Here is a 25025-nt window from a genome sequence, read left to right on the forward strand (position 1 = left end):
ATGGCTGACAGCTTCCAGAGTGAAGTACCTAAAGCACGTATTAATCTTAAGCTGGATCTCCACACCGGTGGAGCGACTAAAAAAACGGAGTTACCGCTGAAATTACTGGTCGCTGGCGATTTTAGCCATGGCCAGGAAACCGCACCGCTATCAGAGCGGAATAAAATAAACGTTAATAAGAATAATTTTAATAGCGTGCTTTCTGAATATTCCCCAAAAGTTGATCTCACTATAAAAAATACCCTGACCAACGACGGCAGAGAAGAAAATATCAGCCTGACATTTCGAGATATGAAGGACTTTACGCCGGAGCAGGTGGCGCGCCAGATCCCCCAGCTTAAAGCCATGCTTGCGATGCGTAATCTGCTGCGCGATTTAAAGGCGAATTTACTGGATAACGACCAGTTGCTACACCTACGGCAGTCCGTCCTACCCGATAAAGAGCCCATCAGGATGAAGGAGCCTGAGGTATGTCCGAAATAAAGTAAGCCCGTTTAGCCTGATCCTCTTTATTCCTTCTTTAAGTCACTCTTCTGCAAGGAAAGACCGATGAAACATTCCCTGTTAAGCCCGCTCGTGGCGGGCCTGCTGCTGTTAACCGGCTGCTCGCAGCCTGCTGCCCGGGCCGGAGGCACCATTGAGGCCATCAACCATACCAGATGGGCAATTAACCACTTCAGCGTGGATGACGCCGCTGCATCGTCTGTTTATGCGCACAGGCAGCGACTCTGGCTGGCGCGTTATGCCCGCAGGCGCGCTTTCCGGGCCAGAACGCGCCTTCGATGAAGAAGCCTTTTTCACCATCATCGCGAGCCTGCTGCCCTGAGCGCGATGCCGCTCATCCTCTCTGATTACCAACGGAAATAACCAGTGAAAAACCCCGAAAAACTCAAAACCGGCGGCGATCCGCGCGCGCTGCCGGATTTTGCCCTATTGCGCGCAGAGCTGGCGAAACTCACGCACCCGGCGCGCCCGGATGTCGACTGGACGCGCGTCGAACAGCTTAGCCTGTCGCTGTTTCGCCAGAACGGCGTCGAGCTGCAGACGGCGGTCTGGTACTGCCTGGCGCGCACCCGGTTGGCCGGCATCACCGGACTGAATGAAGGGCTGGCGGTGCTCGACGCGCTGCTGACCTGTCAGTGGGGCGCGATGTTGCCGAAGGCGGATCAGGCGCGGATTAAAATGCTGGCGGGTTTTAGCCAGCGTCTGCAGATGATGCTTCGCACCCTGACGCTGCACCACAGCGATCTGCCGCTGGTCTGTCAGGCAGAGCGGCATTTAAATGCGATACGCGATCTGCTGCAGCGCATGGCGCTGGCGGAAGCCAGCCGGACAGGCGAACTCTGCGCCTTTCTGCATAAAGCGGTGAGCAGGCTGGAGCAGGAGAAAAGAGAGGTGGACCTGCACGACGAGGCTGATGTAGCTGCGCCCTTGGTCGCGCCCGCCGTTTTGCCGGACGAACCGCTGGTTTACGTGGCGCGCGAGGTGCCGGCTGCGCCTGCGCAAAAAAGGGGCTGGAAGCTTTTCGTCGCCGGTATGCTGACCATGCTGACGCTGGGCGCGGCAGCCGAATGGGGCTGGCAGAGGTTATATCCCGCCGAAAGCGGCCCGCTGCCGGTGGCGGCGAATGAGGCTGCGCTAAAGCAGCTGGCGCAGCTTTCGCCGCTGTGGCGCCAGCAGTACGGTTTTGCGCTGGCGGCGCGCGCGCAGCCAGCGGCGACAGAAAGGCTAAAAGCGCAGTGGCGGCAGTATATTGCCGGTAATGCGATACCATCGGAGGCGCTGACCGGCTGGCATCAGGGCATGGAAGGGTTGCAGGAAATGACCCGTCAGCTCAACGCGCTGGACGTGCGTAAGGGAAAATATCTGACCGGTTCGGAACTGAAAACCATGGTCTTTGCGATCACGCAGGATTTTGCCCGGGCGGTGCCGCTGGAGGAGCAGCTCTATCAGCTCAGTCAGTATGAGCCTGGAAAACCGCTGCCGGAAAGGCTGTTGTCAGAAACGGATATGCACATGAACCAGCTGCTTAACCGCTACATGCTGATCAGGATAGTGTCCCCTGCAGGAATCGAACCTGCAACTAGCCCTTAGGAGGGGCTCGTTATATCCATTTAACTAAGGGGACCGCGGCGCGCAGTATAGCGCAAACGCGCCGCAAGAATAACCCAAGGCGGCGCGTTTGCTCATTTCCTCAACAGCTTAGCGCTGCTTTTCCTGCTGCTTCGCTTCGCGCTGTTTCGCTTTCGCTTCCTCTTTCGCCGCCTCGCTCATATCGTTACGGATCTGCGCATGGCTGATCAACGCGAAAATCAGCGTGCCGCCGGTGATATTACCCAGCAGGGTCGGCAACGCGAACGGCCAGATAAACTCATACCAGCTAATCTGATCGGTAAAGACCAGATAGAGGATCTCCACCGAACCCACCACGATATGCGCCAGATCGCCGAGCCCGACCAGCCAGGTCATCATCACGATCACAATCAGTTTGGTGGCGCCCGCCTGCGGCATCATCCAGACCATCGTTGCGATAATCCAGCCGGAAATCACCGCGTTGGCGAACATCTCGCCGGGTGTGTTTTCCATCACTTTCTGGCTGATGGCGCTAAAGGCCTGGCGCGTCGCATCGTCGAAAATCGGCATCTCGGCAAAGGCGAGGGAGGCGAGGGCGGTGCCGATCAGGTTGCCGAGCAGCACCAGACCCCACAGCCGCAGCAGCAGGCCGACATTGCCCATAGTCGGTTTGTGCATCACCGGCAGCACCGCCGTTACCGTATTCTCGGTAAAGAGCTGCTGGCGCGCCATAATGACGATAACGAAGCCGAAGGTGTAGCCCAGGTTTTCCAGCAAAAAAGCGCCGGGCAGGCCGTCAAGATGGACCTGAAAGATCCCCTTCGCCATCAGCGAGGCGCCCATCGACAGGCCGGCCGCAATCGCCGACCAGAGCAGCGCCATGCCGTCGCGCTCTAACTCCTTTTCGCCATCCTGACGAATCTCTTCATGTATCGCCGCCGCGCGCGAGGGCAGGGCCTCTTCGTTTACCTCAATTTCCGTTCCTTGCTCTTTCTCTTCGCTGTCGACATCGTTTTCATCCTGGTGAACAGATGGGGAAGGTTTCATGTTTGCTCCTTGTTATAATTGCTGCGCGTAATAAGCGTAGCCTGTTTTGGCAAGGGCGAAATGTAACTATCTTTCAGATGAAGCGTAACAAAATTTTAACGCGGGGCGTTTTTCATCCATATTTGCCTCGGAAGAGGCATAACCATCAGGCCAGGCGCGCCGCGCCGCACGCCATGGGCTTCGGCCCACCGCAACCTTGTGCTATCATCCTGGCCACTTTTTACCTGGCGCGACTCCTCCGGCATGCTCGAAGTCATTAATCTCTCTTGCGTTCGCGACGAACGCACGCTGTTCCACGGCCTGTCGTTCGGCGTGGCGGCGGGCGATATCGTACAGATCGAAGGGCCGAACGGCGCCGGTAAAACCTCGCTGCTGCGCCTGCTGGCGGGACTGAGCCGTCCGGAAGAGGGCGAGGTGCGCTGGCAAGGCGAGCCGATACGCCAACAGCGCGAACAGTGGCATCAAAGCCTGCTTTTTCTCGGCCATCAGCCTGGCGTAAAAGCGGTACTATCGCCGCTGGAAAATCTGCGCTTCTATCATCCGAACCGCGACGCCTCGCAGATATTTGACGCGCTGGAGTGCGTCGATCTGCTGGGCTACGAAGAGGTGCCGGTAGCGCAGCTCTCGGCGGGACAGCAGCGGCGCGTGGCGCTGGCGCGGCTCTGGCTCAGCGACGCCGCGCTGTGGATCCTGGATGAGCCGCTGACGGCGATAGATAAAGAGGGTGTGGAGAAATTAATGAAGCGCTTTACGCAACATGCCGAAAATGGCGGCTCGGTTATTCTCACCACCCATCAGGATCTGCCAAAAAGCCATGCGCGCGTGCGTAAAATACGGCTTACTGGCGCGGAGCTGCTCTGATGTCGCTGCGCGTGATTCAGCGCGAGCTGCGCATCGCCTTTCGCAGCGGCGCGGAGGTGGTTAACCCGCTCTGGTTCTTTCTGATCGTGATTACGCTGTTCCCGCTCGGCATCGGGCCGGAACCGCAGCAGCTGGCGCGCATCGCGCCGGGCGTGGCCTGGGTCGCCGCCTTGCTCTCATCGCTGCTGGCGCTGGAGCGCTTGTTCCGCGACGATTTTATCGACGGATCGCTGGAGCAGCTGTTGCTGCTGCCGACGCCGCTGCCGGTTACCGTGCTGGGCAAGGTGATCGCCCACTGGCTGGTCACCGGCCTGCCGCTGATCCTGCTGTCGCCGCTGGCGGCGCTGCTGCTGTCGCTCGATTTCAACAGCTGGCTGGCGATGGCGCTGACGCTGCTGCTCGGCACGCCGACCTTCAGCTTTCTCGGCGCCATCGGCGTCGCGCTGACGGTTGGACTGCGGCGCGGCGGCGTGCTGCTGAGCCTGCTGGTGCTGCCGCTGGCGGTGCCGGTACTGATTTTCGCCAGCGCGGCGATCGACGCAGCGGGCCAGGGATTGCCGATCGGCGGTTATCTGGCGATCCTCGGCGCGATGCTGGCGGCCAGCGCGACGCTGGCGCCGTTCGCCACCGCTGCCGCGCTGCGTATCGCGCTGCACTGATCCGCACATGCGTCAGACATGTCGGGAATGATTTTTTAACCTGTGAGCAATGCAACATGTGGAAATGGTTACATCAGCTGGGAAGGCCGGAGCGGCTTTATCAGCTCTGCGGGCGTTTAATTCCCTGGTTTGCCGTAGCGGGCGCGGCGACGCTGCTGCTCGGCTGGATCTGGGGCTTTGGTTTCGCGCCGGCCGACTATCAGCAGGGCGATAGTTTCCGCATTATGTATATCCACGTTCCGGCGGCGATGTGGTCGATGGGCGTTTATGCGGCGATGGCGGTCGCCGCGTTTACCGGCCTGGTGTGGCAGATGAAGATGGCGGATCTGGTCTCTACCGCGATGGCGCCGGTCGGCGCGGTCTTTACCTTTATCGCCCTGATCACCGGCTCCGCCTGGGGCAAGCCAATGTGGGGCACCTGGTGGATCTGGGACGCGCGCCTGACCTCGGAGCTGGTGCTGCTCTTCCTCTATATGGGCGTGATAGCGCTCTATCAGTCGTTTGACGACCGCCGCACGGCGGGACGCGCGGCCGGCATTCTTATCCTGGTCGGCGTGGTCAACCTGCCGATCATTCACTTCTCGGTGCAGTGGTGGAACACCCTGCATCAGGGCTCGTCGGGCATTCTGCAGCAGGCGATCGCGCCGAGCATGCGCACGCCGCTGCGCTGGGCGATCCTCGGCTATCTGCTGCTGTTCGTTACGCTGACGCTGATGCGCCTGCGTAACCTGATCCTCTACACCGAGCGTCACCGCCCCTGGGTGGCGAACCTCGCCAACGGAGGCCGCAAAGCATGACGCCTGCTTTCTCTTCCCTCTCCGCCTTTTTCGCCATGGGCGGCTACGCCTTTTACGTCTGGCTGGCGGTGATCTGCACCCTTGTTCCGCTTGGCGGGCTGTTGCTGCATACGCTGCTGCAGCGCCGCCGCCTGCTGGCCGAGATCCGCCAGCGTCAGTCCAGGGAGCGCCGCATCCGTTCGGCGAAAATGAAACAAGCCGCCGGTGAAGCGGCAGGAGATCCAATGTGAATACCCGTCGTCGTCAGCGCCTGTACGTTGTTGTGGCGATCCTGGTGGGGCTGGGCCTCGCCACGTCGCTGGTTATGTATGCGCTGCGTTCCAATATTGACCTGTTCTACACGCCGAGCGAAATCCTCTACGGCAAAGGCGAGGATCATCAGAAGCCGGAAGCGGGGCAGCGCCTGCGCGTCGGGGGCATGGTGATGCCGGGCAGCGTGAAGCGCGACCCGAATACGCTGGCCGTCTCCTTTAAGCTTTACGACGCTAACGGCGTGGTCAGCGTCAGCTTCGAAGGCATTCTGCCGGACCTGTTCCGCGAAGGGCAGGGCGTCGTCGCGCAGGGCGTGCTGGAAGAGGGCAACCTGGTCAACGCCAAAGAGGTGCTGGCGAAGCATGACGAGAAGTACACGCCGCCGGAAATCGAGGATGCGATGAAGAAGAATCACAAGAGCCCGCAGGCGCTGGCGGAACAGGCGAGAACTCAGTCATGATGCCAGAAGTTGGAAGTTTTCTGCTCTGCCTGGCGCTGGGCCTCGCGCTGCTGTTGAGCGTCTATCCGCTGTGGGGCGCGGTGCGCCAGGATGCGCGTCTGATGGGGCTGGCGCGTCCGCTTGCGAGCGGTCTGTTCCTCTGCATCGCCGGGGCGTTCCTCGTACTGGTGCACGCCTTCGTGGTTAACGACTTTACCGTCGGCTATGTCGCCGCCAACTCCAACACGCTGCTGCCGGTCTATTACCGCATCGCCGCGACCTGGGGCGCGCACGAAGGCTCGCTGCTGCTCTGGGTGCTGCTGCTCAGCAGCTGGACGCTGCTGGTGGCGATTTTCAGCCGCGGCATGCCGCAGGATGCGCTGGCGCGCGTGCTGGCGGTGATGGGCATGATCAATCTCGGCTTCCTGCTGTTTATTATTCTCACCTCGAATCCCTTTACCCGCACGCTGCCGGACTTCCCCATCGACGGGCGCGACCTCAATCCGATGCTGCAGGATATCGGCCTGATCTTCCATCCGCCGCTGCTCTATATGGGCTACGTCGGCTTCTCGGTAGCCTTCGCCTTCGCCATCGCTTCGCTGATGGCGGGTCGGCTGGATACCGCCTGGGCGCGCTGGTCGCGGCCCTGGACCACGGCGGCCTGGGTGTTTCTGACCATCGGCATCGTGCTCGGCTCGGCATGGGCCTATTACGAACTCGGCTGGGGCGGCTGGTGGTTCTGGGATCCGGTCGAGAACGCCTCCTTTATGCCGTGGCTGGCGGGCACCGCGCTAATGCACTCGCTGGCGGTGACGGAAAAGCGCGGCACTTTTAAAGCCTGGACGGTGCTGCTGGCGATCACCGCCTTTTCCCTCAGCCTGCTCGGCACCTTTCTGGTGCGCTCCGGCGTGCTGGTGTCGGTGCACTCCTTCGCCTCGGATCCGGCGCGCGGCATGTTAATCCTCGCCTTCCTGGTGATTGTGATCGGCAGCTCGCTGCTGCTCTACGCCATTAAGGGCGGACAGGTGCGCAGCCGCGTGCAGAACGAAACCTGGTCGCGCGAATCTTTCCTGCTCGGCAACAATGTGCTGCTGATCGCTGCGATGCTGGTGGTGCTGCTCGGCACGCTGCTGCCGCTGGTGCACAAGCAGCTCGGCCTCGGCAGCATCTCCGTGGGCGAGCCTTTCTTTAACACCATGTTCAGCTGGCTGATGGCGCCGTTCGCGCTGATGCTCGGCATCGGGCCGCTGGTGCGCTGGCGACGCGACGAACCGCAGAAGCTGTGGAAGCGTCTGGCGCTGGCGATGATGGTGACGCTGGCCAGCGCGATCCTGCTGCCCTGGCTGCTGCAGGATCGCATTGAGGCGATGACGGTCGTAGGACTGCTGATGTCGGTGTGGATTTTGGTGCTGACGCTTATGGAACTGCACGAGCGCGCCACTCACCGGCACGCTTTCTTCCGCGGCCTGCGCCATCTGTCGCGCAGCCACTGGGGCATGGTGCTGGGCCATATCGGCGTCGGCGTCACGGTGATCGGCATCGCCTTCAGCACCCAGTACAGCGTCGAGCGCGACGTGCGCATGAAAGCGGGCGACAGTATTGATATTCACAGGTACCACTTCGTGTTCCGTGACGTGCATAACCTGCAGGGGCCGAACTACAGCGGCGGCGTCGGCATTATCGACGTCAGCCGCAACGGCAAGCCAGAAGCGGTGCTGCATGCGGAAAAACGTTTCTACACCGCGGCGCGCACCATGATGACCGAGGCGGCGATCGACGGCGGCTTTACGCGCGATCTCTACGCCGCGCTAGGCGAAGAGCTGGATAACGGCTCCTGGGCTGTGCGCATCTACTACAAACCTTTTGTGCGCTGGATCTGGTTCGGCGGCGTCTTTATGGCGGTCGGCGGCCTGCTCTGCCTGCTCGATCCGCGCTACCGCTCGCGGAAAAAAGCCGCGCGTGAGGAACGGGCATGAACAAGAAAATTCTCTTTATTCCGCTGATCCTGTTTTTGCTGCTGGCGGCGGCGCTGCTGTGGCAGCTGTCGCGCAACGCCGGCGGCGACGATCCAACCCGGCTGGAGTCGGCGCTGATCGGCAAGCCGGTGCCGCTGTTTAAGCTGGAAGCGCTCGATCGGCCCGGCAAGATCTACGACCAGAAAGTCCTCAACGACGGCAAACCGATCCTGCTGAACGTCTGGGCGACCTGGTGCCCGACCTGCCGCGCAGAGCATCAGTATCTCAACCAGCTGGCGGAGCAGGGCATTCGCGTAGTGGGCCTCAACTACAAAGACGATCGCACCAAAGCGGTGACCTGGCTCAATACGCTGGGCAACCCTTATGCGCTTAGCCTCTATGACGGCGACGGCATGCTGGGGCTGGATCTCGGCGTCTACGGCGCACCGGAAACCTTCCTGATCGACGGCAACGGCATTATCCGCTACCGCCACGCGGGCGACCTCAACGCGCGCGTCTGGCAGCAGGAAGTGCTGCCGCTGTGGCGGAAATACAGCAAGGAGGGCGTATGAAGCACATGCTTTTGATGCTCTGCGGCCTGCTGTTCAGCGTCAGCCTGTGGGCGGCGATCGACACTTACCAGTTCGACTCCGTGGCGCAGGAGGAGCAGTACCGCGATCTCACCGCCTCGCTGCGCTGCCCGAAGTGCCAGAACAACAGCATCGCCGACTCGAATGCGATGATCGCGGCGGATATGCGCCTCAAGGTCTACGAGCTGATGAAGCAGGGCCAGAGCCGCCAGCAAATCATCGACTATATGGTGGCGCGCTACGGCAATTTCGTCACCTATGAGCCGCAGGTGACGCCGTCGACGCTGATCCTCTGGGTCGGCCCGGCGCTGTTCGCCGTGCTCGGCGGTCTGGTGATCGTTCTGCGCAGTCGCCAGCGTAAAACGCGCAGCGAGCTGGACGATACCGATCAACAGCGCCTTGCGGCGATACTGAAACGTGACGGGAAGCTGAAATGAGCGCTTTGTGGATAAGCATTATTCTTCTGCTGGCGGCCGCCAGCGCCCTGTTTCTCGGCGCAGGCTGGCGTCAGCGCCAGGCGAGCGAAACCGACCGCGATCGCCTTAATACCGACTTTTATCATCAGCGCCTGCGCGAGCTGGAAGAGGATGAGGCGCAGGGCGTTATCGGCGAGCGCGCCACCATGGTGAGCGAACTGCAGCAGACGCTGCTGACCGATATTCCGCCGCAGAACGTTGCGTCGTCGCGCGCCAGCGGCCGTCTGGTGCTGCTGCCCGGCGTGGTGGCGCTGATCGCGGTGTCGCTCGGCTTCTATCTGAAAAGCGGCGGCCTGACGCAGGTCGCCGGATGGATGCAGGTGCAGCAGGATTATCCGGCGCTGCGCGCGCGGGTGATGGATCCGCAGGCGAAGCCGCTGACCATGGAGGAGCTGGCGCGACTGCAGCTTGGGCTGCGTACCGCGCTGCAGGCGCAGCCGGACAATCTGAACGACTGGACCATGCTGGGCCGTCTCGGCATGGTGCTTAACAATGCCGCCAGCGCCAGCCAAGCGTTCGAGCATGCGCTGCAGCTCGCGCCCAACAACCTCGCCCTGAAACAGGACTATGCTGAAGTACTGACCCGCTCCAGCGATCCGCAGGATAACCGCCAGGCGGGCCTGATGCTGCGCGATATGCTGAAAGAAGATGGCGGCAACCTGCGCACGCTCGGCCTGCTGGCGTTTAACGCCTATGAACAGCAACAGTATGACCAGGCGATTAGCAGCTGGCAGGCTATGCTGAAACAGATCCCGGCCGACGATCGCCGCCGCGTGATGATCGAGCGCAGCATTGAACAAGCAAAAACCGACGCCGGTCAGCAGAATACGCAGCTGGCGCTGACGGTGACGCTGACGCCGGAGGCAGAAAAAATGTTACCGCCGGGCGGAGTGATGTATATTTCTGTTTCTGACGGTGTTTCACCGGTGCCCGTGGCCGTTAAGCGCTTGCCGCTGAGCCACTTTCCGTTATCGCTTACGCTGGATGACAGCAATGCCATGATGCCTGAGCGCCTGCTTTCGGCGCAGCATCAGGTGCAGGTTCGGGTGCGTATTTCCCGCGACGGCAGCGCCAGTCCCCAATCCGGCGACTGGTTTGGTCTGAGCGCGGTGATGCCCTGGGATGGTCATCAGCACATGGCTGTGGAGATTAATCAACAGCAGCCCTGAAGCGATACTTCATTAAACCGCACAGGGAGATAACAATGGCTTACCGCCTGACCAGCCTGGTTTTGGCCAGCGTCATTCTGGCTGGATGCGCCAGCTCAAAGCCGGACAGCGAGGCGCCTGCGCAGCGCAGCGATCCGCTTGAAGGCTTTAACCGCACGATGTTCAACTTTAACTACAACGTGCTGGATCCTTACGTGCTGCGTCCTGTCGCGGTGGCGTGGCGCGACTACGTGCCGGTGCCGGCGCGTACGGGCTTAAGCAATTTCCTCGGCAACCTGGAAGAGCCGGCCAGCATGGTAAACTCGATTCTGGTCGGCGAGCCTCGCCAGGCGGGGATTCACTTTACCCGTTTTTTCCTGAACTCGATTCTGGGCCTAGGCGGTTTTATCGATGTGGCGGGCAAGGCGAACCCGGAGCTGGCGCGTGAAGTGCCGCACCGTTTCGGCAGTACGCTCGGCCACTACGGCGTCGGCTACGGTCCCTACGTAGAGCTGCCGGCCTACGGCAGTTTCACCATCCGCGAAGATGGCGGCGACTACGTCGATACGCTCTATCCGGTGCTGGGCTGGCTGACCTGGCCGATGTCTATCGCGAAGTGGACGCTGGAAGGAGTAGAGACGCGCGCGCAGCTGCTAGACTCGGATGCGCTGCTGAAGCAGCAGTCGGATCCCTACGCCTTTATTCGCAACGCTTATTTCCAGCGTCACGATTTCCTGGCGAACGGCGGCCGCCTGAAGCCCGAAGAGAACCCGAACGCCAGCGCGATTCAGGACGATTTGAAAGATATCGACGCGCAGTAACGGCGGTAAAAATAGCAATGGCGACCCAGAGGTCGCCATTTTTTTTAATGCGTGCACCGAACGTGAAACGCGAGTGGCCTGGGCAGAGGAGCAAAGCGTCCCGCGCCATGGACGGCGCGGGCCGAGCTGGCAGGGATGCCGTCTTTGCGTCTTTGCGATCGGCCCAGGCCACTTGCGTCGGCTCCTTTCCTCAATAAAAATGGCGACCCAAAGGTCGCCATTTTTCCAGCTAATATCATCAGAACTTGTAGTTAAAGTTCGCGCCGTATAGCCAGGCTTTGCCCACCGAGTTAAAGGTATAGGGGCCTTCTTCCACCGTGACGTGCTGGCCGTGCATATAAGAGACGCCCACATCGACCGAAGCGTCGTCGTTAAAGGCATACGAAGCGCCGGCGCTCAGCCAGAGACGATCCTGATCGGGAATGGAGATAGAACGCTTGTCCGCCGGAACCGGACTGTCATCAAAGGCGATGCCGGTACGGAAAGTCCAGTTCTGATCGTAATAGTAAGTGGTGCCCAGCGCGATGCGGTAAGCGTCCTTGAAACTCTCATCTTTATAGAACAGCGTCTGACCGCTGGAACCGGTGGCTTTCAGCTCCTGGAACTGGCTCCAGCTGGTGTAGGCCAGGCTATAGTGCACTGCCCACTGCGGCGCCACTTTATGCCAGCCGGACACTTCCCACATCTCCGGCAGGTTTAGCGTCAGCGCGCCCGGAATAGTCGAGCCGCCGGTAGCGTAAGGAAGACCTAAATTGGCCGCCTGATTGATGCGGTTAATCGAGGAGGGCAGGCTGCTCTTGTAGTCGCCGTCGAAATCGACTTTCACTTCCGAGCGATAGCTCAGGCCAAAGCGGTTATTTTTATCCACCTCATACAGGATGCCCGCGTTCCAGCCGTAGCCCCACTCGTCGCCCTTCAGATGGGCCACCTGAGTATCGGCGGGAATGCCGAGCGCCGCGCCTGCTTCGCCCGCGTAGCGTTCAATCTTTGCACGCGCGTAAACCGCGTCGAAGCCGACGCCGAAGCTGAAGTGCTCGTTAAGACGATAGGCGGTGCTGAGATTAAGGTTGCCGGTCATCAGATCGGTCTTGCCGCCGTAGCCGCCAGCGGTGTAGCTATCGTTGAATTCCGTCGCCAGACCATAGTTTGAGGTTGCGGACGCGCCAATCCACCACTGATCGTTAATCGGCTGCACATAGTGAATATTAGGCACCCACTGCGTCGGCGCGATATTGCTGGCATTGAGGCTGCGGCCGGTCGGGCTGTTGCCGGTAATATCGACATCGGGATCGATAAAGACCGCGCCGACAGAAAACATCGGACGATCCATCAGCGCCATGGTCGCCGGGTTGCGGCTGGCTGAGGCGGCGGTATCGCCCATCGCGCCTTCGCCGGAATAGGCGCGGCCCAGACCGGCAGAGGAGAATTCGTTAAGCTGAAAGCCCGCTGCGTATACGTGTGAAGAGACAAGCGCCACTGCAGCCGCCACGGCTGACTTTGCGAACAGGTTTTTATGGCTCATGACCACAACCTCATGTGAATTATTATTAAACTGTAATTGTTACATCGCGTAACAAGGGTCGGCGGATTGTAGGGACTGACCAGAAGCTGACAAATCAGACCAGTGCGGCAAGTATAGGTCTGACCTGTGTAGATGTTGCAATATTGTTTTTAAAATATTTCTGAATTGATCTGCAAAATTTCGATCCGCTTAACAAAAAGAGCGGAGCAGAGAGCAGCATAGCGACTCTAATTTGTTTTGGATCAAATTTTATTGTGATATTCGTCACTTAGCGAGTCTGACATAGCGCATTTTAAACCGGAGGCGTAAAATTTCGGGCGTTAATCCAGATCGCTAACAGATTTATCCCCAGGAGAGCACAATGACCAATACCATGAATAAATGCAGCGCCAATGAAACCGCTGCCTGCTGTTGCGTGGATGTCGGCACCGTGATGGATAACAGTGACTGCACCGCCAGCTGGTCAGAGTGGTTCGCGCAGCGCAGCGAGGCGGAAGCGAAACTGGCGAGCCTGACGGAAAAAGCGCGGCAGATTGAGTCGGACCCTTGCCAGATCGACGCCCGCTTCGATGAGCGCGACAACGGCGTGCAGCTGGATATCGATTTCACCTTCGCCTGCCAGGCTGAAACCCTGATTTTTCAGCTGGGCCTGCGCTAAGCCTCTGAACGCCGTTGCTTAACGGCGTTTTTCATTTTCGTGTTTCCCCTCGCACTTTTTTTCTTTCCTGATTGGCGGCGCGCCCGCTTGTCGTTAACACTGTGGATCAGGTCAGACCTCTCAGGGCAATGACGCCCGGTCAACATTCACAGGTGAAACAGATGAGCAAAGCGCAGCCGTTGCTGACGCGTGCGGGCGATCGCATCGCCATTACTCACGGACTTCGCACGCCGTTCCTGCGTCAGGCGACAGGTTTTCATGGCATTCCAGCCGTGGAGCTGGGCCGGATGGTGGTAAGCGAACTGATGGCGCGCAGCGAACTGCCGGTCGAGGCGATAGAGCAGCTGGTGTTCGGCCAGGTGATCCAGATGCCGGAAGCGCCCAACATCGCGCGGGAAATCGTGCTCAGCAGCGGGCTGAGCGTGCATACCGACGCCTACAGCGTCAGCCGCGCCTGCGCCACCAGCTTTCAGGCGGTCGCCAACGTGGCGGAAAGCCTGATGGCGGGCACCATCCGCGCGGGTATCGCGGGCGGCGCGGACTCCTCATCGGTGCTGCCGATCGGCGTCAGCAAAACCCTGGCGCGCGCCTTGCTCGATCTCAGCAAGGCGCGCAGCCTGGGACAGAAAGCGCAGATTCTGCGTCGCCTGCGGCCGCGCGATCTGCTGCCGGTGCCGCCCGCCGTCGCCGAGTACTCTACCGGCCTGCGCATGGGCGATACGGCGGAGCAGATGGCGAAAACGCACGGCATTAGCCGCGCGGCGCAGGATGCGCTGGCGCTGCGGTCGCACCAGCGCGCCGCCAGCGCCTGGCAATCCGGCGTGCTGCAGCAGGAGGTGATGCCCTCCTTCGCGCCGCCGTGGAAAGCGCCCATCGAGCAGGACAACAACGTGCGCATGACGGCGAAAATCGAAGACTATGCGCGACTGCGGCCGGCGTTTGACCGCCAGCACGGCAGCGTCACGGCGGCCAACAGCACGCCCCTTACCGACGGCGCGGCGGCGGTGGTGTTGATGAGCGAAGGGCGCGCGCGCGAGCTGGGCATTCCGCCGCTGGGCTATCTGCGCAGCTACGCCTTTACCGCCATCGACGTTCAGCAGGACATGCTGCTTGGTCCCGCCTACGCCTCGCCGCTGGCGCTGGATCGCGCTGGCGTCGCGCTGAGCGATCTGACGCTGATCGATATGCACGAAGCCTTTGCCGCCCAGACGCTTTGCAACCTGCAGTGCTTCAACGACGAACGCTTCGCGCGGGAAAAACTTAACCGTCCGCAGGCGCTGGGCGAGGTCGACGAAGCGCGCTTTAACGTGCTCGGCGGCTCTATCGCCTACGGCCACCCTTTCGCCGCCACCGGCGCGCGCATGATTACCCAAACGCTGCATGAGCTGCGGCGTCGCGGCGGCGGGCTGGCGCTGGTCACCGCCTGCGCGGCAGGCGGCTTAGGCGCGGCCATGGTTCTGGAGGCGGAATAATGGAGCAGAACGCTTTCTCTTTACAGATGCGGCCGGATCACGTCGGCGTCATCGTCATCGACGTGCCGGGCGAAAAGATGAATACCCTGCGGGCCGCCTTTGCGCAGCAGCTGACGACGGTCATTGACGAGGCGCGGCGCGATACGCAGCTGGCCGGCCTGGTGCTTATCTCCGGCAAGCCTGACAATTTTATCGCCGGCGCCGATATCAGCATGATCGCCGACTGCCGCAGCGCCGAGCAGGCGGAGTCGCTGGCGCGACAAGGCCAGGAAGCGATGGCGGCGCTCGCGGCGCTGCCGTTTCCGGTTGTGGCGGCGATCCACGGCGCCTGCCTGGGCGGTGGGCTAGAGCTGGCGCTCGCCTGCGATGCGCGCATCTGTACTCTGGACGATAAAACCCGACTCGGTCTGCCGGAGGTCCAGCTGGGACTGCTGCCGGGGTCGGGCGGCACCCAGCGCCTGCCGCGACTTATCGGGCTGCGGCAGGCGCTGCCGCTGATACTCACCGGCAAAACCCTGCGGGCGAAGCAGGCGCGCAGGATGGGGCTGGTGGATGACGCGGTGCCGCAGGCGATCCTGCTGGAAACCGCGGTGGCGCGCGTGCTGAAGGGCAGGCATGCCGCGCGCGCGCTGCCGCTGCGCGATCGCGTAATGCAGGCGCCGCTGGCGCGCCACACGCTCTTTGCGCTGGCGCAGCGCGAAACCGCGCGCAAAACGCACGGCAATTACCCGGCCGCGCAGCGCATTATCGACGTGGTGCGCACCGGCATCGAGCAGGGCAGCGAGGCGGGACATCGGGCAGAGGCGCGCGCCTTCGGCGAACTGGCGATGACGCCGCAATCCGCCGCGCTGCGTAGCCTGTTCTTCGCCAGCACGGCGCTGAAAAAAGAGACCGGCGCCGAAGCCGAGCCGCGCACGCTGCGGCAGGTTGGCATACTGGGCGGCGGGCTGATGGGCGGCGGCATCGCCAGCGTCACGGCGATCAACGCCGGGCTGCCGGTCCGCATCAAGGATATTCACCTGCAGGGCGTTAACCATGCGCTGAAAGCGAGCTGGGACGGCCTGAGCGCCAAAGTCAGACGGCGTCATATCAGCGCGGCGCAGCGCCAGCAGCAGATGGCGCGTATTACCGGCGGCACCGATTATCAGGGCTTCGCCCAGCGCGATCTGGTGATTGAGGCGGTGTTCGAAGATCTGCCGCTCAAACAGCAGATGGTCGCTGAGGTCGAAGCCCACTGCGCGCCGCACGCCATCTTCGCCTCAAATACCTCATCGCTGCCGATCGCAGATATCGCCGCGCAGGCGCAGCGGCCGGAAAACGTTATCGGCCTGCACTACTTCAGTCCGGTGGAAAAGATGCCGCTGGTGGAGGTCATCCCGCACGCCACCACTTCGCAGCAGACGCTGGCCACCACCGTCGCGCTGGCGAAAAAGCAGGGCAAAACGCCCATCGTCGTGGCGGACCGCGCCGGGTTCTATGTGAATCGCATTCTCGCGCCCTATATAAATGAAGCAATGCGCTGCCTGCTGGAGGGTGAACCGGTGGAGCATATCGATCGCGCGCTGGTCCGGGCGGGCTTTCCCGTCGGCCCGATTCAGCTGCTGGACGAGGTGGGCATCGACGTCGGCAGCAAGATCACGCCAGTGCTGCAGCAGGCTTACGGCGAGCGCTTCGCCGCGCCAGCCGCTTTTGAGGCGGTGCTGAAGGACGATCGCAAAGGGCGTAAAAACGGCAAAGGCTTCTACCTTTATGGCGGCGGTCGACGCGGCGGCAAAAAGCCGGATCCGGCAATCTACCCGCTGCTCGGCGTGCAGCCCGCAGTGAAGCTGAGCGAAGCGCAAATCGCCGAGCGCTGCATGATGATGATGCTGAACGAGGCGGCGCGCTGTCTCGACGAAGGCGTCATCCGCAGCGCGCGCGACGGCGACGTCGGCGCGGTATTCGGCATCGGCTTTCCGCCGTTTCTCGGCGGGCCGTTCCGCTATATGGATCAGCGCGGCGCAGCGGATATCGCGCAAACATTACGCGCCTTAATGCGCCAGTATGGCGACCGCTTTGCCCCGTGTGAGGCGCTGCTGGAGGCGGAACAGCATGAGAGGAAATTTTACATTTCCTGACCAAATGGAATATCCGCACCGATTCAGCGGGTTAGAAAAGCGCCGTCAGAGCAGGCGGCGCGGCACGATTCTGAGAAGCGCTTATTTAATAAACAACCGGTTGACTATACTCAAGTCATTGGGGTACAACACAGCGTTCATTCGCAGAATGAAGAGTCAGGCGCCTCCGCGTCGGGCGATATCGACAAACAACAGCGGTGCTTTATGCAAGTTTTTATCATGCGTCACGGCGATGCTGCTCTTGAAGCCGCCAGTGATTCGGTCCGACCTCTCACCCATTGCGGCTGTGATGAATCACGCCAGATGGCGAGCTGGCTGAACAGCCAGACGGTGGATGTAGAACGTGTGCTGGTCAGTCCCTACCTTCGTGCCCAGCAGACGCTGGCGACGGTACGCGAAGCGTTAAATCTGCCGGAAGGGCAGGAGATTTTGCCGGAGCTGACGCCTGGTGGCGATCCCGGGCTGGTGGCCTGCTATCTGCAGGCGCTGGGAAATCAGGGCGTGAAGTCGGCGATCGTGATTTCGCATCTGCCGCTGGTCGGCTATCTGGTTTCAGAACTCTGCCCGCAGGAAGCGCCGCCGATGTTCGCCACCTCCGCCATCGCCTGCGTCGATTTCGATCCCGCCAGCTGCGAAGGCAAGCTGTTGTGGCAGGTCAGCCCCTCTAAACTGGCGAAAGCCATATAACGCCCGCGGGCCGTGCAGACGGCCCATCCCTTCTCAAGGCAGCTCGGGCGGTTGCCACTCCTCGACCTCGATCAACACCAGCAGCGCCGCGTCGCCGCCGAACATTTTCGGTGCCTGATGGAACGCCATCACGTACGGATGCTGGGCCAGCCAGAGCGGCGTCTGCTGCTTGAGGATATGCTTGCCGTGGCCGGTCATGACGCTGGCGCAGAACAGATGTTCGCGACGACAGGCGGCAATCAGCGCGCCCAGCTCCTGTTTAGCCTGCTGCTGCGTTAAGCCGTGCAGGTCGAGGAAAATCTCCGGCGTATAGTCGCCGCGCCGCAGCTTTTTCAGCTCGTAGTGGCTGACGTCGGCGCGCACGTAGCGCGTCGCGCCTTCGGTCGCCAGCAGCGGCTGAAACTCGTCGGAAAAGTAGTGGCTGTTGTCCACCTGTTCGGAAATCAACCGCTTCAGCGGCAGCTCGCGGCTTTTCACCACCGGCTTATGCACCACGGTATCCTGCTTTATTTTGCGCGTGCCGCTCATTAGCTGGCGAAACAACGCTTTGTCGTCGTCGTTAAGAGATGTTTTTTTGCTCATTGCAGGCGAATCTTGTCTGATAAGGCTGGAAAACAGCGAATGGCGTTACCTTACCGCCCGATCCGCTAATTGTCAGCTTTTTCACCTTGCTGCGCTGAATTCTCCCCGGCTTCATGGCACACTATCGGCCGATTTAGCAATTGGGCCTGCGGAGGGCTACGTGGACAAAATTTTCGTCGATGAGGCAGTCAACGAACTGCACACCATTCAGGATATGTTGCGCTGGGCGGTCAGCCGTTTTTCCGCCGCCGGGATCTGGTACGGTCACGGCACCGACAATCCCTGGGACGAAGCGGTGCAACTGGTCCTGCCCACGCTCTGGCTGCCGCTGGATATTCCGGAAGATATGCGCAGCGCGCGCCTCACCGCCAGCGAGCGTCACCGCATCGTTGAGCGCGTCATCCGCCGCGTCAACGAGCGTATCCCGGTTGCCTACCTCACTAACAAAGCCTGGTTCTGCGGCCACGAGTTCTATGTCGACGAACGCGTGCTGGTGCCGCGCTCGCCGATCGGCGAGCTGATTGAAAACCGCTTCGCCGGGCTGGTGGCCGAGGCGCCGCGTCATATCCTCGACATGTGCACCGGCAGCGGCTGCATTGCTATCGCCTGCGCCTACGCCTTCCCCGAAGCGGAAGTGGACGCGGTGGATATCTCCTGGGACGCGCTGGCGGTCGCCGAGCAGAATATCGAGGATCACGGTTTGATCCATCATGTGACGCCGATCCGCGCCGATCTCTTCCGCGAACTGCCGCCGGTGAAATATGATCTGATCGTTTCCAATCCGCCCTACGTGGACGCGGAAGATATGGACGATCTGCCGAACGAATATCGCCACGAGCCGGAGCTCGGCCTGGCAGCGGGCAGCGATGGCCTGAAGCTGGTACGCCGTATTCTCGCCTGCGCGCCAAATTACCTGAGCGACGACGGCGTGCTGATCTGCGAAGTCGGCAACAGTATGGTGCATATGATCGATCAATATCCCGACGTGCCCTTTACCTGGCTGGAGTTCGACAACGGCGGCGACGGCGTCTTTATGCTGACGCGCCAGCAGATCGTCGACGCACAACATCACTTCTCTATTTATAAAGACTGAGCGAACGCTTCGTAACAAGGAATCACCATGGCCGGAAACAGCATCGGACAATTCTTTCGCGTAACCACTTTTGGCGAGTCGCACGGCATCGCGCTGGGCTGCATCGTTGACGGCGTGCCGCCGGGCATTCCGCTGACCGAAGCGGATATCCAGCACGATCTCGACCGCCGCCGTCCCGGCACCTCGCGCTATACCACCCAGCGTCGCGAGCCGGATCAGGTGAAAATTTTGTCCGGCGTTTTCGAGGGGGTCACCACCGGCACCTCGATCGGCCTGCTGATTGAAAATACCGACCAGCGTTCGCAGGATTATGGCGCGATTAAAGATCTCTTCCGTCCCGGCCACGCCGATTACACCTATGAGCAGAAGTATGGCCTGCGTGATTACCGCGGCGGCGGCCGCTCGTCGGCGCGTGAAACCGCGATGCGCGTCGCCGCGGGCGCGATTGCCAAAAAATACCTGCAGATGAAGCACGGCGTCGTGGTGCGCGGCTATCTGGCGCAGATCGGCGACGTGGCGTGCGAGCTGAAGGACTGGAGCATTGTTGAAGAGAACCCTTTCTTCTGTCCGGACGCCAGCAAGCTGGAGGCGCTGGACGAGCTGATGCGCGCCCTGAAAAAAGAGGGCGACTCCATCGGCGCCAAAGTCACGGTCGTGGCGGAAAACGTGCCGCCGGGCCTCGGCGAACCGGTTTTCGATCGTCTTGACGCCGATCTGGCGCATGCGCTGATGAGCATCAACGCGGTGAAAGGCGTTGAAATCGGCGACGGCTTTGCGGTGGTGAACCAGCGCGGCAGTCAGCATCGCGACGAGATCCGCGCCAGCGGCTTCCAGAGCAACCATGCCGGCGGCATCCTTGGCGGCATCAGCAGCGGCCAGACCATCAGCGCCAACCTGGCGATGAAGCCGACCTCCAGCATCACCGTGCCGGGCAACACCATCACCCGCAGCGGCGAAGAGGTGGAGATGATCACCAAAGGGCGGCACGATCCCTGCGTGGGCATTCGCGCTGTGCCGATCGCCGAAGCGATGATGGCGATCGTGTTGATGGATCATCTGCTGCGCCAGCGCGCGCAGAACGCAGACGTCAACAGCACCGTGCCGCGCTGGTGATGCCATGAAATCACTGCTTATTCTCGTGTCGGCGCTGCTCTTCAGCGCCTCAGGGCTGGCCGCGACGCCGTGGCAGCGTATTCAGCAGCCGATTCCGGGCAGCGCGCAGTCTATCGGCTCCTTCGCCAACGGTTGCATCGTCGGCGCGCAGGCGCTGCCGCTCAACGCGCCCGACTATCAGGTGATGCGCCAGGATCAGCGGCGCTATTTCGGCCATCCCGATCTCATCCTGTTTATTCAGCGTCTCAGCACCCAGGTGCATAACCTGCAGCTGGGCAACGTGCTGATTGGCGATATGGGCATGGCGGCGGGCGGGCGCTTCAGCAGCGGGCACGCCAGCCATCAGACCGGACTCGACGTCGATATCTGGCTGCAGCTGCCGAAAACTCGCTGGAGCGCGCAGCAGCTGCTGAAGCCGCAGCCGCTCGATCTGGTAACGGCGGATGACAAAAGCGTGGTGGCGCGTCACTGGCGGCCGGAGATCGACAGCCTGATTAAACTGGCGGCGAAAGACAACGATGTCACGCGTATCTTCGTCAATCCAGCGATTAAAAAGCAGCTTTGCGCTGACGCAGGCGCAGATCGCGACTGGCTGCGCAAGGTGCGTCCGTGGTTCGCGCATCGCGCGCATATGCATGTGCGTCTGCGCTGCCCGGCTAACAGCATCGGCTGTGAAGATCAGCCTGCACCGCCGCCGGGCGACGGCTGCGGCGCCGAGCTGGAGAGCTGGTTCCTGCCGAAGAAACCGGGCAGCGGTGCGCCGGTGAAGCGTGAGCCGCCGCCGCTGCCGCAGGCGTGTCAGGCGCTGCTGGATAAACATCTTTTATAAGGGATCTCCATGGAGTGGTTCGTCGTCAGCCCGATAGTGGTTGGGGTGCTGTTTCTGGTCGCCGTGCTGGCGGCGTTTATCGACTCTATCGCTGGCGGCGGCGGGCTGCTTACCGTGCCCGCGCTGCTGGCGGCCGGTTTCTCGCCCGCGCAGGCGCTGGCCACTAATAAGCTGCAGTCTGTGGGCGGCTCTTTCTCCGCCAGCCTCTACTTCATCCGCCGCGGCGCGGTGAGTCTGCGTGAACAGCGGCTCAATATCGCCATGACCTTTATCGGCGCAGTGCTGGGCACCATTCTGATCCAGCACCTGAACGCTGATGCGTTGCGCCAGGTGCTGCCGCTGCTGCTGATCGCCATCGGCCTGTGGTTTCTGCTGATGCCGCGCCTCGGCGAAGAAGATCGCGCGCGTCGCCTTTACGGGCTGCCGTATGCGCTGGTGGGCGGCGGCTGCGTCGGCTTTTACGACGGCTTCTTCGGCCCGGGCGCCGGATCCTTCTACGCGCTTGCCTTTGTCACGCTCTGCGGTTTTAACCTCGCCAAAGCCACCGCGCATGCCAAAATTCTGAATTTCACCTCGAATTTCGCCAGCCTGCTGTTCTTTATGTTCGGCGGCAAAGTGATCTGGGGAACCGGCTTTATTATGCTGCTCGGCGCCTTCTGCGGCGCGCGGCTTGGGGCGCGGCTGGTGCTGAGCCGCGGACAGAAACTGATCCGCCCGATGGTGGTGATTGTTTCTGCGGTAATGAGCGCGAAGCTGCTGTGGGACGCTCACGGCAGCGCGCTGCTGGCGTGGATCGCCGCGCTGTAATACATTCATTCTCGGCGCCGCGATAATGACGCCGTTTTTACGATGACACCATGAACACGACGCACCATTACGAACAACTGATTACGATTTTCGATAGCTGCTTTCGCGATGAGTTTCAGACCCGTCTAATTAAAGGCGACGACGAACCCATCTATCTTCCGGCAGACGAGAGTTCGCCGTGGCACCGCGTCGTGTTCGCCCACGGCTTTTACGCCAGCGCGCTGCACGAGATTTCTCACTGGTGCATCGCCGGTGAGGCGCGGCGCAAGCTGGTGGATTTCGGCTACTGGTACTGTCCGGATGGCCGCGACGCTCAGACGCAAAATCAGTTCGAGTCCGTGGAGATTAAGCCGCAGGCGCTGGAGTGGATGTTCTGCGTTGCAGCGGGCTTCCCGTTCAACGTCAGCTGTGACAATCTCGACGGAGATTGTGAGCCGGATCGCGTCGCGTTTCAGCGCAAGGTCCATGCTCAGGTCATGTCTTATCTGGATAACGGCATTCCTGCGCGGCCCGCGCGTTTTATTGCCGCTCTGGCGGACTTTTATGGCACGCCTGCACTGACGTCAGCACAGTTTCCCTGGCCAGACGATCTGTGATGAGTGCAGACAATATTAAAGAGGAATTGAGATGATCGCAGAATTTGAAGCGCGTATTCTGGCCCTGATCGATGATATGGTCGATCACGCCAGCGATGACGAGCTGTTCGCCAGCGGCTATCTGCGCGGTCACCTGACCCTCGCGGTCGCGGAAATCGAACAGTCGGGCGAGCATACGCCGGAAGCGTTGCAAATCCAGGTCGCCAACAGCCTGCAAAACGCCATTGCCGCCGGCGAGCTCTCGCCGCGCGACCAGGTGCTGGTGGTGGGCATGTGGGACAACCTGTTCCTGCAGGCGCGTCAGACCGCCTGACCCATTGGGGCGGCGGTGCCGCCCCAATGCTATTTCCCCGCTTTTTTTCCTTTCAGCAGCTTTCTCACCCAGTAGCGGTTCGGGCTGAGCGCGGCCAGCGTGGCGCTATCCAGCGGCTGCGGTTCGCCGCTCATCTGCGCCGCCAGCGTTTCAGCGGCGAGCGGCGCGCTGCATAGCCCGCGCGAGCCGAGCGCACCCAGTACGAACAAACCCGCGTGATGCGGCGCCTCGGCGATAGCTTCGCCGCGCGCACGCTGGCCGGCAAGATCCTGAAAGCGTGTCAGCGTCGCCTCATAGTCAGGCAGCGCGCCCGCCATCGGCAGATGGTCGCGCGTGGCGCAGCGCACGCCGATGCGCGCGTCACCCGCGCTGACGTCTACTTTTTCCGCCCAGCGGCGACCCGGCAGCGAGTGGATCAGCCGCGCGCGGTTCTGCTGCTGATCCTCTTCGCGCCAGGCGGTAGAGGTATCGCCGCGATGGTAGCTGGCACCGATGCAGTGCGTGCCGAACTGCGGGCTGACCGGCGTGAGATAGCCGTCGTAGCAGAGCACGGTTTGCAGCGCATCAAGGCCGGGCGTGCTGGGCACGTGGCTCACCTGACCGGAAACCGGATAGGTCGGTAGCTGCGCGCTTTGCGGCAGGGCGCTGAGCGCATGGCCGGTCGCCAGCGTCACGTTTTGATGCGTCGCTGTTTTGCCGTCGGCGAAGCGCAGCGTCCAGCCCTGTTCCGCCGGGGCGAGCTGCGTCAGGCGATGCAGCCAGTGGATACGCAGCCCCTGCGTTTCGCCGTGCGCCAGCAGGGCGGCGGTGAGTTCAGCCGGCGAAAGCCAGCCGCCGAGCGGATAGAAAATACCGCCGACGCCGAGATCGACCTGCGCCAGCGCCTCCGCCTCTTCAGGCGTGACGCCGCGTGCGATCGCCTCCGGCAGCGCCATCGTCAGCATCTGCGCGATTTTGTCAGCGCTTTTCTCATCCCAGCCGAGCTGCAGCACGCCGCTCCAGCAGTGCTCATAGCTCACCGGCGCCGCATCATAGAGCCGGCGCGCAAAGCTAAAGGCGGCAGGAAAAAAGCGCGCCAGCGCCGGATCGTGCTGGTTCAGCAGCGGATAGAGCGCGCCCTGGCGGTTGCCCGACGCGCCCAGCGCAGCCGCCTCGTCGGCGCAGTAGAGCGTGACGCGCCAGCCGCGGCGCAGCAGGGCGAGCGCCAGCACCGCGCTCGCCACGCCTCCGCCGATAATCGCCGTCTCTTTTTCCCGCGCGGCGGGCCGTGCGAACCAGGGCTGCGCGGCAGGCAGCTCCGGCGCGTGCGTCAGGGTGCCGCACAGCATCTCGCGCTTAGGGCCGAACCCTTTGCGGCGTTTGACCTCAAAACCAGCCTCCTGTAGTCCGCGGCGCACGAAACCGGCGGCGGTGAAGGTGGCGAAGGTGCCGCCGGGCCGGGCCAGCTTCGCCATGGCGCTGAAGAGGCGCGGCGTCCACATGTCGGGATTTTTCGCCGGCGCGAAACCGTCGAGAAACCAGGCGTCTACCTGGCGATGCAGGCTGTCATCAAAAGTTTCTATAAGGGTATTAATATCGCCGAGCCAGAGATCGAGCGTCACGCGGCCGCCGTCGAACAGCAGTCGCTGGCAGCCGGGCAGGGCGATCGGCCACTGTCGCTGCAGCTGCTCGGCCCAGGGCTGAAGCGCCGGCCAGCGCTGATGCGCCGCCGTTAAGTCAGCCTGCGTCAGGGGAAATTTTTCCACGCTGATAAAGTGCAGCCGCCGCAGCGCGGCGTCGGGATGCGCCTGCTGGAAGGCGTCGAACGCCTGCCACAGCATGAGAAAATTAAGCCCGGTGCCGAAGCCGCTCTCCGCCGCGATAAAGAGATCGCGCGGATGACGCACGAAGCGATCGGGCAGATCGTTGCCGCCGAGAAACACGTAGCGCGTCTCTTCCAGACCGTTGTCATTGGAAAAATAGACGTCGTCAAAGGCTCGGGAAACAGGTGTACCCTGTTCATTCCAGCTTAGCTGGGCATGTTCAACCGGGGATAATTTCACGGCAAAGGCTCATTTTTCAGGCAGTGGCGCGATTTTAGCGACCAGGGTCACATGACGCAAATTTACAAAAGGAAAT

The 25025-nt window shown here is 61.6% G+C and carries 27 protein-coding genes, 1 tRNA gene and 1 pseudogene; 24 read left to right on the forward strand and 5 right to left on the reverse strand.

All coding sequences use genetic code 11. The annotated features are described in order from the left end of the window. The 4 genes and pseudogenes from tssB to B3229_RS19425 all read left to right on the forward strand — a co-directional run bounded on the left by tssB (window position 1) and on the right by B3229_RS19425 (window position 2094). Window positions 1-483 carry a type VI secretion system contractile sheath small subunit gene (gene tssB / locus B3229_RS19410; RefSeq protein ID WP_286873598.1) on the forward strand — a complete coding sequence of 161 codons (483 nt, stop codon included), beginning with the start codon at window positions 1-3 and terminating at the stop codon, window positions 481-483. Window positions 484-549: 66 nt separating this feature from the next. Further along, window positions 550-687: pseudogene (locus B3229_RS19415) on the forward strand (hypothetical protein); the annotation flags it as partial. After that, a complete protein-coding gene (locus B3229_RS19420; RefSeq protein ID WP_286874214.1) occupies window positions 638-826 on the forward strand; it encodes a hypothetical protein in 189 nt (62 codons plus the stop codon). The pseudogene B3229_RS19415 and the gene B3229_RS19420, both read left to right, overlap by 50 nt. A 44-nt stretch (window positions 827-870) precedes the next feature. Beyond that, window positions 871-2094, forward strand: coding sequence for a VasL domain-containing protein (locus B3229_RS19425; protein ID WP_286874199.1), 1224 nt, complete (start codon window positions 871-873; stop codon window positions 2092-2094). Here the strand turns inward: B3229_RS19425 and B3229_RS19430 are convergent. Together B3229_RS19430 and B3229_RS19435 are read right to left on the reverse strand one after the other, a co-directional pair. Beyond that, window positions 2057-2128: transfer RNA gene (locus tag B3229_RS19430), tRNA-Arg, on the reverse strand. The genes B3229_RS19425 and B3229_RS19430 overlap by 38 nt on opposite strands. A 74-nt stretch (window positions 2129-2202) precedes the next feature. Beyond that, window positions 2203-3120, reverse strand: coding sequence for a formate/nitrite transporter family protein (locus tag B3229_RS19435; protein WP_286873601.1), 918 nt, complete (start codon window positions 3118-3120; stop codon window positions 2203-2205). A 243-nt stretch (window positions 3121-3363) separates the two neighbouring features. Between B3229_RS19435 and ccmA the strand changes: the two genes are divergently transcribed. The 10 genes from ccmA to mlaA are packed head-to-tail and all read left to right on the forward strand — an operon-like array spanning window position 3364 to window position 11118. Then, window positions 3364-3981 (forward strand): cytochrome c biogenesis heme-transporting ATPase CcmA, encoded by a 618-nt coding sequence (ccmA, locus tag B3229_RS19440; RefSeq protein WP_048784705.1) that lies wholly within the window; start codon window positions 3364-3366, stop codon window positions 3979-3981. After that, complete coding sequence (gene ccmB / locus B3229_RS19445) at window positions 3981-4640, forward strand: heme exporter protein CcmB (protein ID WP_033791689.1); 660 nt, start codon at window positions 3981-3983, stop codon at window positions 4638-4640. The genes ccmA and ccmB overlap by 1 nt, the downstream gene beginning before the upstream one ends. Window positions 4641-4696: 56 nt before the next feature. Then, a complete protein-coding gene (locus tag B3229_RS19450; protein ID WP_048784707.1) occupies window positions 4697-5437 on the forward strand; it encodes a heme ABC transporter permease in 741 nt (246 codons plus the stop codon). Beyond that, window positions 5434-5667 (forward strand): heme exporter protein CcmD, encoded by a 234-nt coding sequence (gene ccmD, locus B3229_RS19455; RefSeq protein ID WP_033750637.1) that lies wholly within the window; start codon window positions 5434-5436, stop codon window positions 5665-5667. Before B3229_RS19450 ends, ccmD begins: the two co-directional genes overlap by 4 nt. Beyond that, entirely contained in the window at window positions 5664-6149 is a 486-nt protein-coding gene (ccmE, locus tag B3229_RS19460; protein WP_033750634.1) for a cytochrome c maturation protein CcmE, read from the forward strand. The genes ccmD and ccmE overlap by 4 nt, the downstream gene beginning before the upstream one ends. Continuing rightward, on the forward strand, window positions 6146-8104 hold the full coding sequence (locus tag B3229_RS19465; protein WP_286873608.1) for a heme lyase CcmF/NrfE family subunit: 1959 nt from the start codon (window positions 6146-6148) through the stop codon (window positions 8102-8104). The genes ccmE and B3229_RS19465 overlap by 4 nt, the downstream gene beginning before the upstream one ends. After that, entirely contained in the window at window positions 8101-8655 is a 555-nt protein-coding gene (locus tag B3229_RS19470) for a DsbE family thiol:disulfide interchange protein (protein ID WP_033750630.1), read from the forward strand. The genes B3229_RS19465 and B3229_RS19470 overlap by 4 nt, the downstream gene beginning before the upstream one ends. Continuing rightward, window positions 8652-9110 carry a cytochrome c-type biogenesis protein gene (locus B3229_RS19475; RefSeq protein ID WP_286873611.1) on the forward strand — a complete coding sequence of 153 codons (459 nt, stop codon included), beginning with the start codon at window positions 8652-8654 and terminating at the stop codon, window positions 9108-9110. Before B3229_RS19470 ends, B3229_RS19475 begins: the two co-directional genes overlap by 4 nt. Next, the gene (ccmI, locus tag B3229_RS19480; RefSeq protein WP_286873614.1) at window positions 9107-10318 is read left to right on the forward strand and encodes a c-type cytochrome biogenesis protein CcmI; all 1212 of its coding nucleotides are present in this window, start codon (window positions 9107-9109) and stop codon (window positions 10316-10318) included. The genes B3229_RS19475 and ccmI overlap by 4 nt, the downstream gene beginning before the upstream one ends. A gap of 35 nt (window positions 10319-10353) precedes the next feature. Beyond that, on the forward strand, window positions 10354-11118 hold the full coding sequence (mlaA, locus tag B3229_RS19485) for a phospholipid-binding lipoprotein MlaA (RefSeq protein ID WP_033750623.1): 765 nt from the start codon (window positions 10354-10356) through the stop codon (window positions 11116-11118). A gap of 238 nt (window positions 11119-11356) precedes the next feature. On the opposite strand, the gene fadL is transcribed toward mlaA, so the two are convergent. Next, window positions 11357-12640, reverse strand: a complete 1284-nt coding sequence (gene fadL / locus B3229_RS19490) for a long-chain fatty acid transporter FadL (protein ID WP_286873616.1) — start codon at window positions 12638-12640, stop codon at window positions 11357-11359. A gap of 361 nt (window positions 12641-13001) precedes the next feature. Between fadL and B3229_RS19495 the strand changes: the two genes are divergently transcribed. The 4 genes from B3229_RS19495 to sixA all read left to right on the forward strand — a co-directional run bounded on the left by B3229_RS19495 (window position 13002) and on the right by sixA (window position 17574). Further along, window positions 13002-13298, forward strand: a complete 297-nt coding sequence (locus B3229_RS19495; protein WP_075203216.1) for a YfcZ/YiiS family protein — start codon at window positions 13002-13004, stop codon at window positions 13296-13298. Between the two features lie 161 nt (window positions 13299-13459). After that, complete coding sequence (fadI, locus tag B3229_RS19500) at window positions 13460-14770, forward strand: acetyl-CoA C-acyltransferase FadI (RefSeq protein WP_286873620.1); 1311 nt, start codon at window positions 13460-13462, stop codon at window positions 14768-14770. Continuing rightward, complete coding sequence (gene fadJ, locus B3229_RS19505; protein WP_286873623.1) at window positions 14770-16887, forward strand: fatty acid oxidation complex subunit alpha FadJ; 2118 nt, start codon at window positions 14770-14772, stop codon at window positions 16885-16887. Before fadI ends, fadJ begins: the two co-directional genes overlap by 1 nt. Before the next feature lie 204 nt (window positions 16888-17091). After that, entirely contained in the window at window positions 17092-17574 is a 483-nt protein-coding gene (sixA, locus tag B3229_RS19510; RefSeq protein ID WP_048780932.1) for a phosphohistidine phosphatase SixA, read from the forward strand. Window positions 17575-17607: 33 nt separating this feature from the next. On the opposite strand, the gene smrB is transcribed toward sixA, so the two are convergent. Further along, a complete protein-coding gene (gene smrB, locus B3229_RS19515; RefSeq protein ID WP_048780931.1) occupies window positions 17608-18156 on the reverse strand; it encodes an endonuclease SmrB in 549 nt (182 codons plus the stop codon). A 160-nt stretch (window positions 18157-18316) separates the two neighbouring features. Here smrB and prmB point away from each other — a divergent pair, with 160 nt between their 5' ends. The 6 genes from prmB to B3229_RS19545 are packed head-to-tail and all read left to right on the forward strand — an operon-like array spanning window position 18317 to window position 22907. Further along, window positions 18317-19249, forward strand: a complete 933-nt coding sequence (prmB, locus tag B3229_RS19520) for a 50S ribosomal protein L3 N(5)-glutamine methyltransferase (RefSeq protein WP_048780930.1) — start codon at window positions 18317-18319, stop codon at window positions 19247-19249. Window positions 19250-19276: 27 nt separating this feature from the next. Beyond that, window positions 19277-20362, forward strand: coding sequence for a chorismate synthase (gene aroC / locus B3229_RS19525; protein ID WP_048780929.1), 1086 nt, complete (start codon window positions 19277-19279; stop codon window positions 20360-20362). 4 nt (window positions 20363-20366) lie between these two features. Continuing rightward, the gene (gene mepA, locus B3229_RS19530) at window positions 20367-21191 is read left to right on the forward strand and encodes a penicillin-insensitive murein endopeptidase (RefSeq protein WP_048780928.1); all 825 of its coding nucleotides are present in this window, start codon (window positions 20367-20369) and stop codon (window positions 21189-21191) included. A 9-nt stretch (window positions 21192-21200) separates the two neighbouring features. Further along, window positions 21201-21998: a sulfite exporter TauE/SafE family protein gene (locus B3229_RS19535; RefSeq protein ID WP_048780927.1), complete on the forward strand. Its 798-nt coding sequence runs from the start codon at window positions 21201-21203 to the stop codon at window positions 21996-21998. A 50-nt stretch (window positions 21999-22048) separates the two neighbouring features. Then, the gene (locus B3229_RS19540) at window positions 22049-22594 is read left to right on the forward strand and encodes an elongation factor P hydroxylase (protein ID WP_048780926.1); all 546 of its coding nucleotides are present in this window, start codon (window positions 22049-22051) and stop codon (window positions 22592-22594) included. 31 nt (window positions 22595-22625) lie between these two features. Next, entirely contained in the window at window positions 22626-22907 is a 282-nt protein-coding gene (locus B3229_RS19545) for a YfcL family protein (protein WP_033750596.1), read from the forward strand. A gap of 29 nt (window positions 22908-22936) precedes the next feature. Here the strand turns inward: B3229_RS19545 and mnmC are convergent, their stop codons facing one another. Then, a complete protein-coding gene (gene mnmC, locus B3229_RS19550) occupies window positions 22937-24949 on the reverse strand; it encodes a bifunctional tRNA (5-methylaminomethyl-2-thiouridine)(34)-methyltransferase MnmD/FAD-dependent 5-carboxymethylaminomethyl-2-thiouridine(34) oxidoreductase MnmC (protein WP_286873634.1) in 2013 nt (670 codons plus the stop codon). Window positions 24950-25025 lie beyond the last annotated feature (76 nt).

Origin of the sequence: Pantoea sp. UBA5035 (assembly GCF_002415245.1) — a bacterium.
Lineage (GTDB): Bacteria > Pseudomonadota > Gammaproteobacteria > Enterobacterales > Enterobacteriaceae > Pantoea > Pantoea septica.

What these genes read in the sequence shown, in the direction of transcription:
- tssB (WP_286873598.1), top strand. Translation starts at nt 1, where the DNA reads ATGGCTGACAGCTTCCAGAGTGAAGTACCTAAAGCACGTATTAATCTT.
- B3229_RS19435 (WP_286873601.1), bottom strand. Translation starts at nt 3,120, where the DNA reads ATGAAACCTTCCCCATCTGTTCACCAGGATGAAAACGATGTCGACAGC.
- ccmA (WP_048784705.1), top strand. Translation starts at nt 3,364, where the DNA reads ATGCTCGAAGTCATTAATCTCTCTTGCGTTCGCGACGAACGCACGCTG.
- ccmB (WP_033791689.1), top strand. Translation starts at nt 3,981, where the DNA reads ATGTCGCTGCGCGTGATTCAGCGCGAGCTGCGCATCGCCTTTCGCAGC.
- B3229_RS19450 (WP_048784707.1), top strand. Translation starts at nt 4,697, where the DNA reads ATGTGGAAATGGTTACATCAGCTGGGAAGGCCGGAGCGGCTTTATCAG.
- ccmD (WP_033750637.1), top strand. Translation starts at nt 5,434, where the DNA reads ATGACGCCTGCTTTCTCTTCCCTCTCCGCCTTTTTCGCCATGGGCGGC.
- B3229_RS19465 (WP_286873608.1), top strand. Translation starts at nt 6,146, where the DNA reads ATGATGCCAGAAGTTGGAAGTTTTCTGCTCTGCCTGGCGCTGGGCCTC.
- B3229_RS19470 (WP_033750630.1), top strand. Translation starts at nt 8,101, where the DNA reads ATGAACAAGAAAATTCTCTTTATTCCGCTGATCCTGTTTTTGCTGCTG.
- B3229_RS19475 (WP_286873611.1), top strand. Translation starts at nt 8,652, where the DNA reads ATGAAGCACATGCTTTTGATGCTCTGCGGCCTGCTGTTCAGCGTCAGC.
- ccmI (WP_286873614.1), top strand. Translation starts at nt 9,107, where the DNA reads ATGAGCGCTTTGTGGATAAGCATTATTCTTCTGCTGGCGGCCGCCAGC.
- mlaA (WP_033750623.1), top strand. Translation starts at nt 10,354, where the DNA reads ATGGCTTACCGCCTGACCAGCCTGGTTTTGGCCAGCGTCATTCTGGCT.
- fadL (WP_286873616.1), bottom strand. Translation starts at nt 12,640, where the DNA reads ATGAGCCATAAAAACCTGTTCGCAAAGTCAGCCGTGGCGGCTGCAGTG.
- B3229_RS19495 (WP_075203216.1), top strand. Translation starts at nt 13,002, where the DNA reads ATGACCAATACCATGAATAAATGCAGCGCCAATGAAACCGCTGCCTGC.
- fadI (WP_286873620.1), top strand. Translation starts at nt 13,460, where the DNA reads ATGAGCAAAGCGCAGCCGTTGCTGACGCGTGCGGGCGATCGCATCGCC.
- fadJ (WP_286873623.1), top strand. Translation starts at nt 14,770, where the DNA reads ATGGAGCAGAACGCTTTCTCTTTACAGATGCGGCCGGATCACGTCGGC.
- sixA (WP_048780932.1), top strand. Translation starts at nt 17,092, where the DNA reads ATGCAAGTTTTTATCATGCGTCACGGCGATGCTGCTCTTGAAGCCGCC.
- smrB (WP_048780931.1), bottom strand. Translation starts at nt 18,156, where the DNA reads ATGAGCAAAAAAACATCTCTTAACGACGACGACAAAGCGTTGTTTCGC.
- aroC (WP_048780929.1), top strand. Translation starts at nt 19,277, where the DNA reads ATGGCCGGAAACAGCATCGGACAATTCTTTCGCGTAACCACTTTTGGC.
- mepA (WP_048780928.1), top strand. Translation starts at nt 20,367, where the DNA reads ATGAAATCACTGCTTATTCTCGTGTCGGCGCTGCTCTTCAGCGCCTCA.
- B3229_RS19535 (WP_048780927.1), top strand. Translation starts at nt 21,201, where the DNA reads ATGGAGTGGTTCGTCGTCAGCCCGATAGTGGTTGGGGTGCTGTTTCTG.
- B3229_RS19540 (WP_048780926.1), top strand. Translation starts at nt 22,049, where the DNA reads ATGAACACGACGCACCATTACGAACAACTGATTACGATTTTCGATAGC.
- B3229_RS19545 (WP_033750596.1), top strand. Translation starts at nt 22,626, where the DNA reads ATGATCGCAGAATTTGAAGCGCGTATTCTGGCCCTGATCGATGATATG.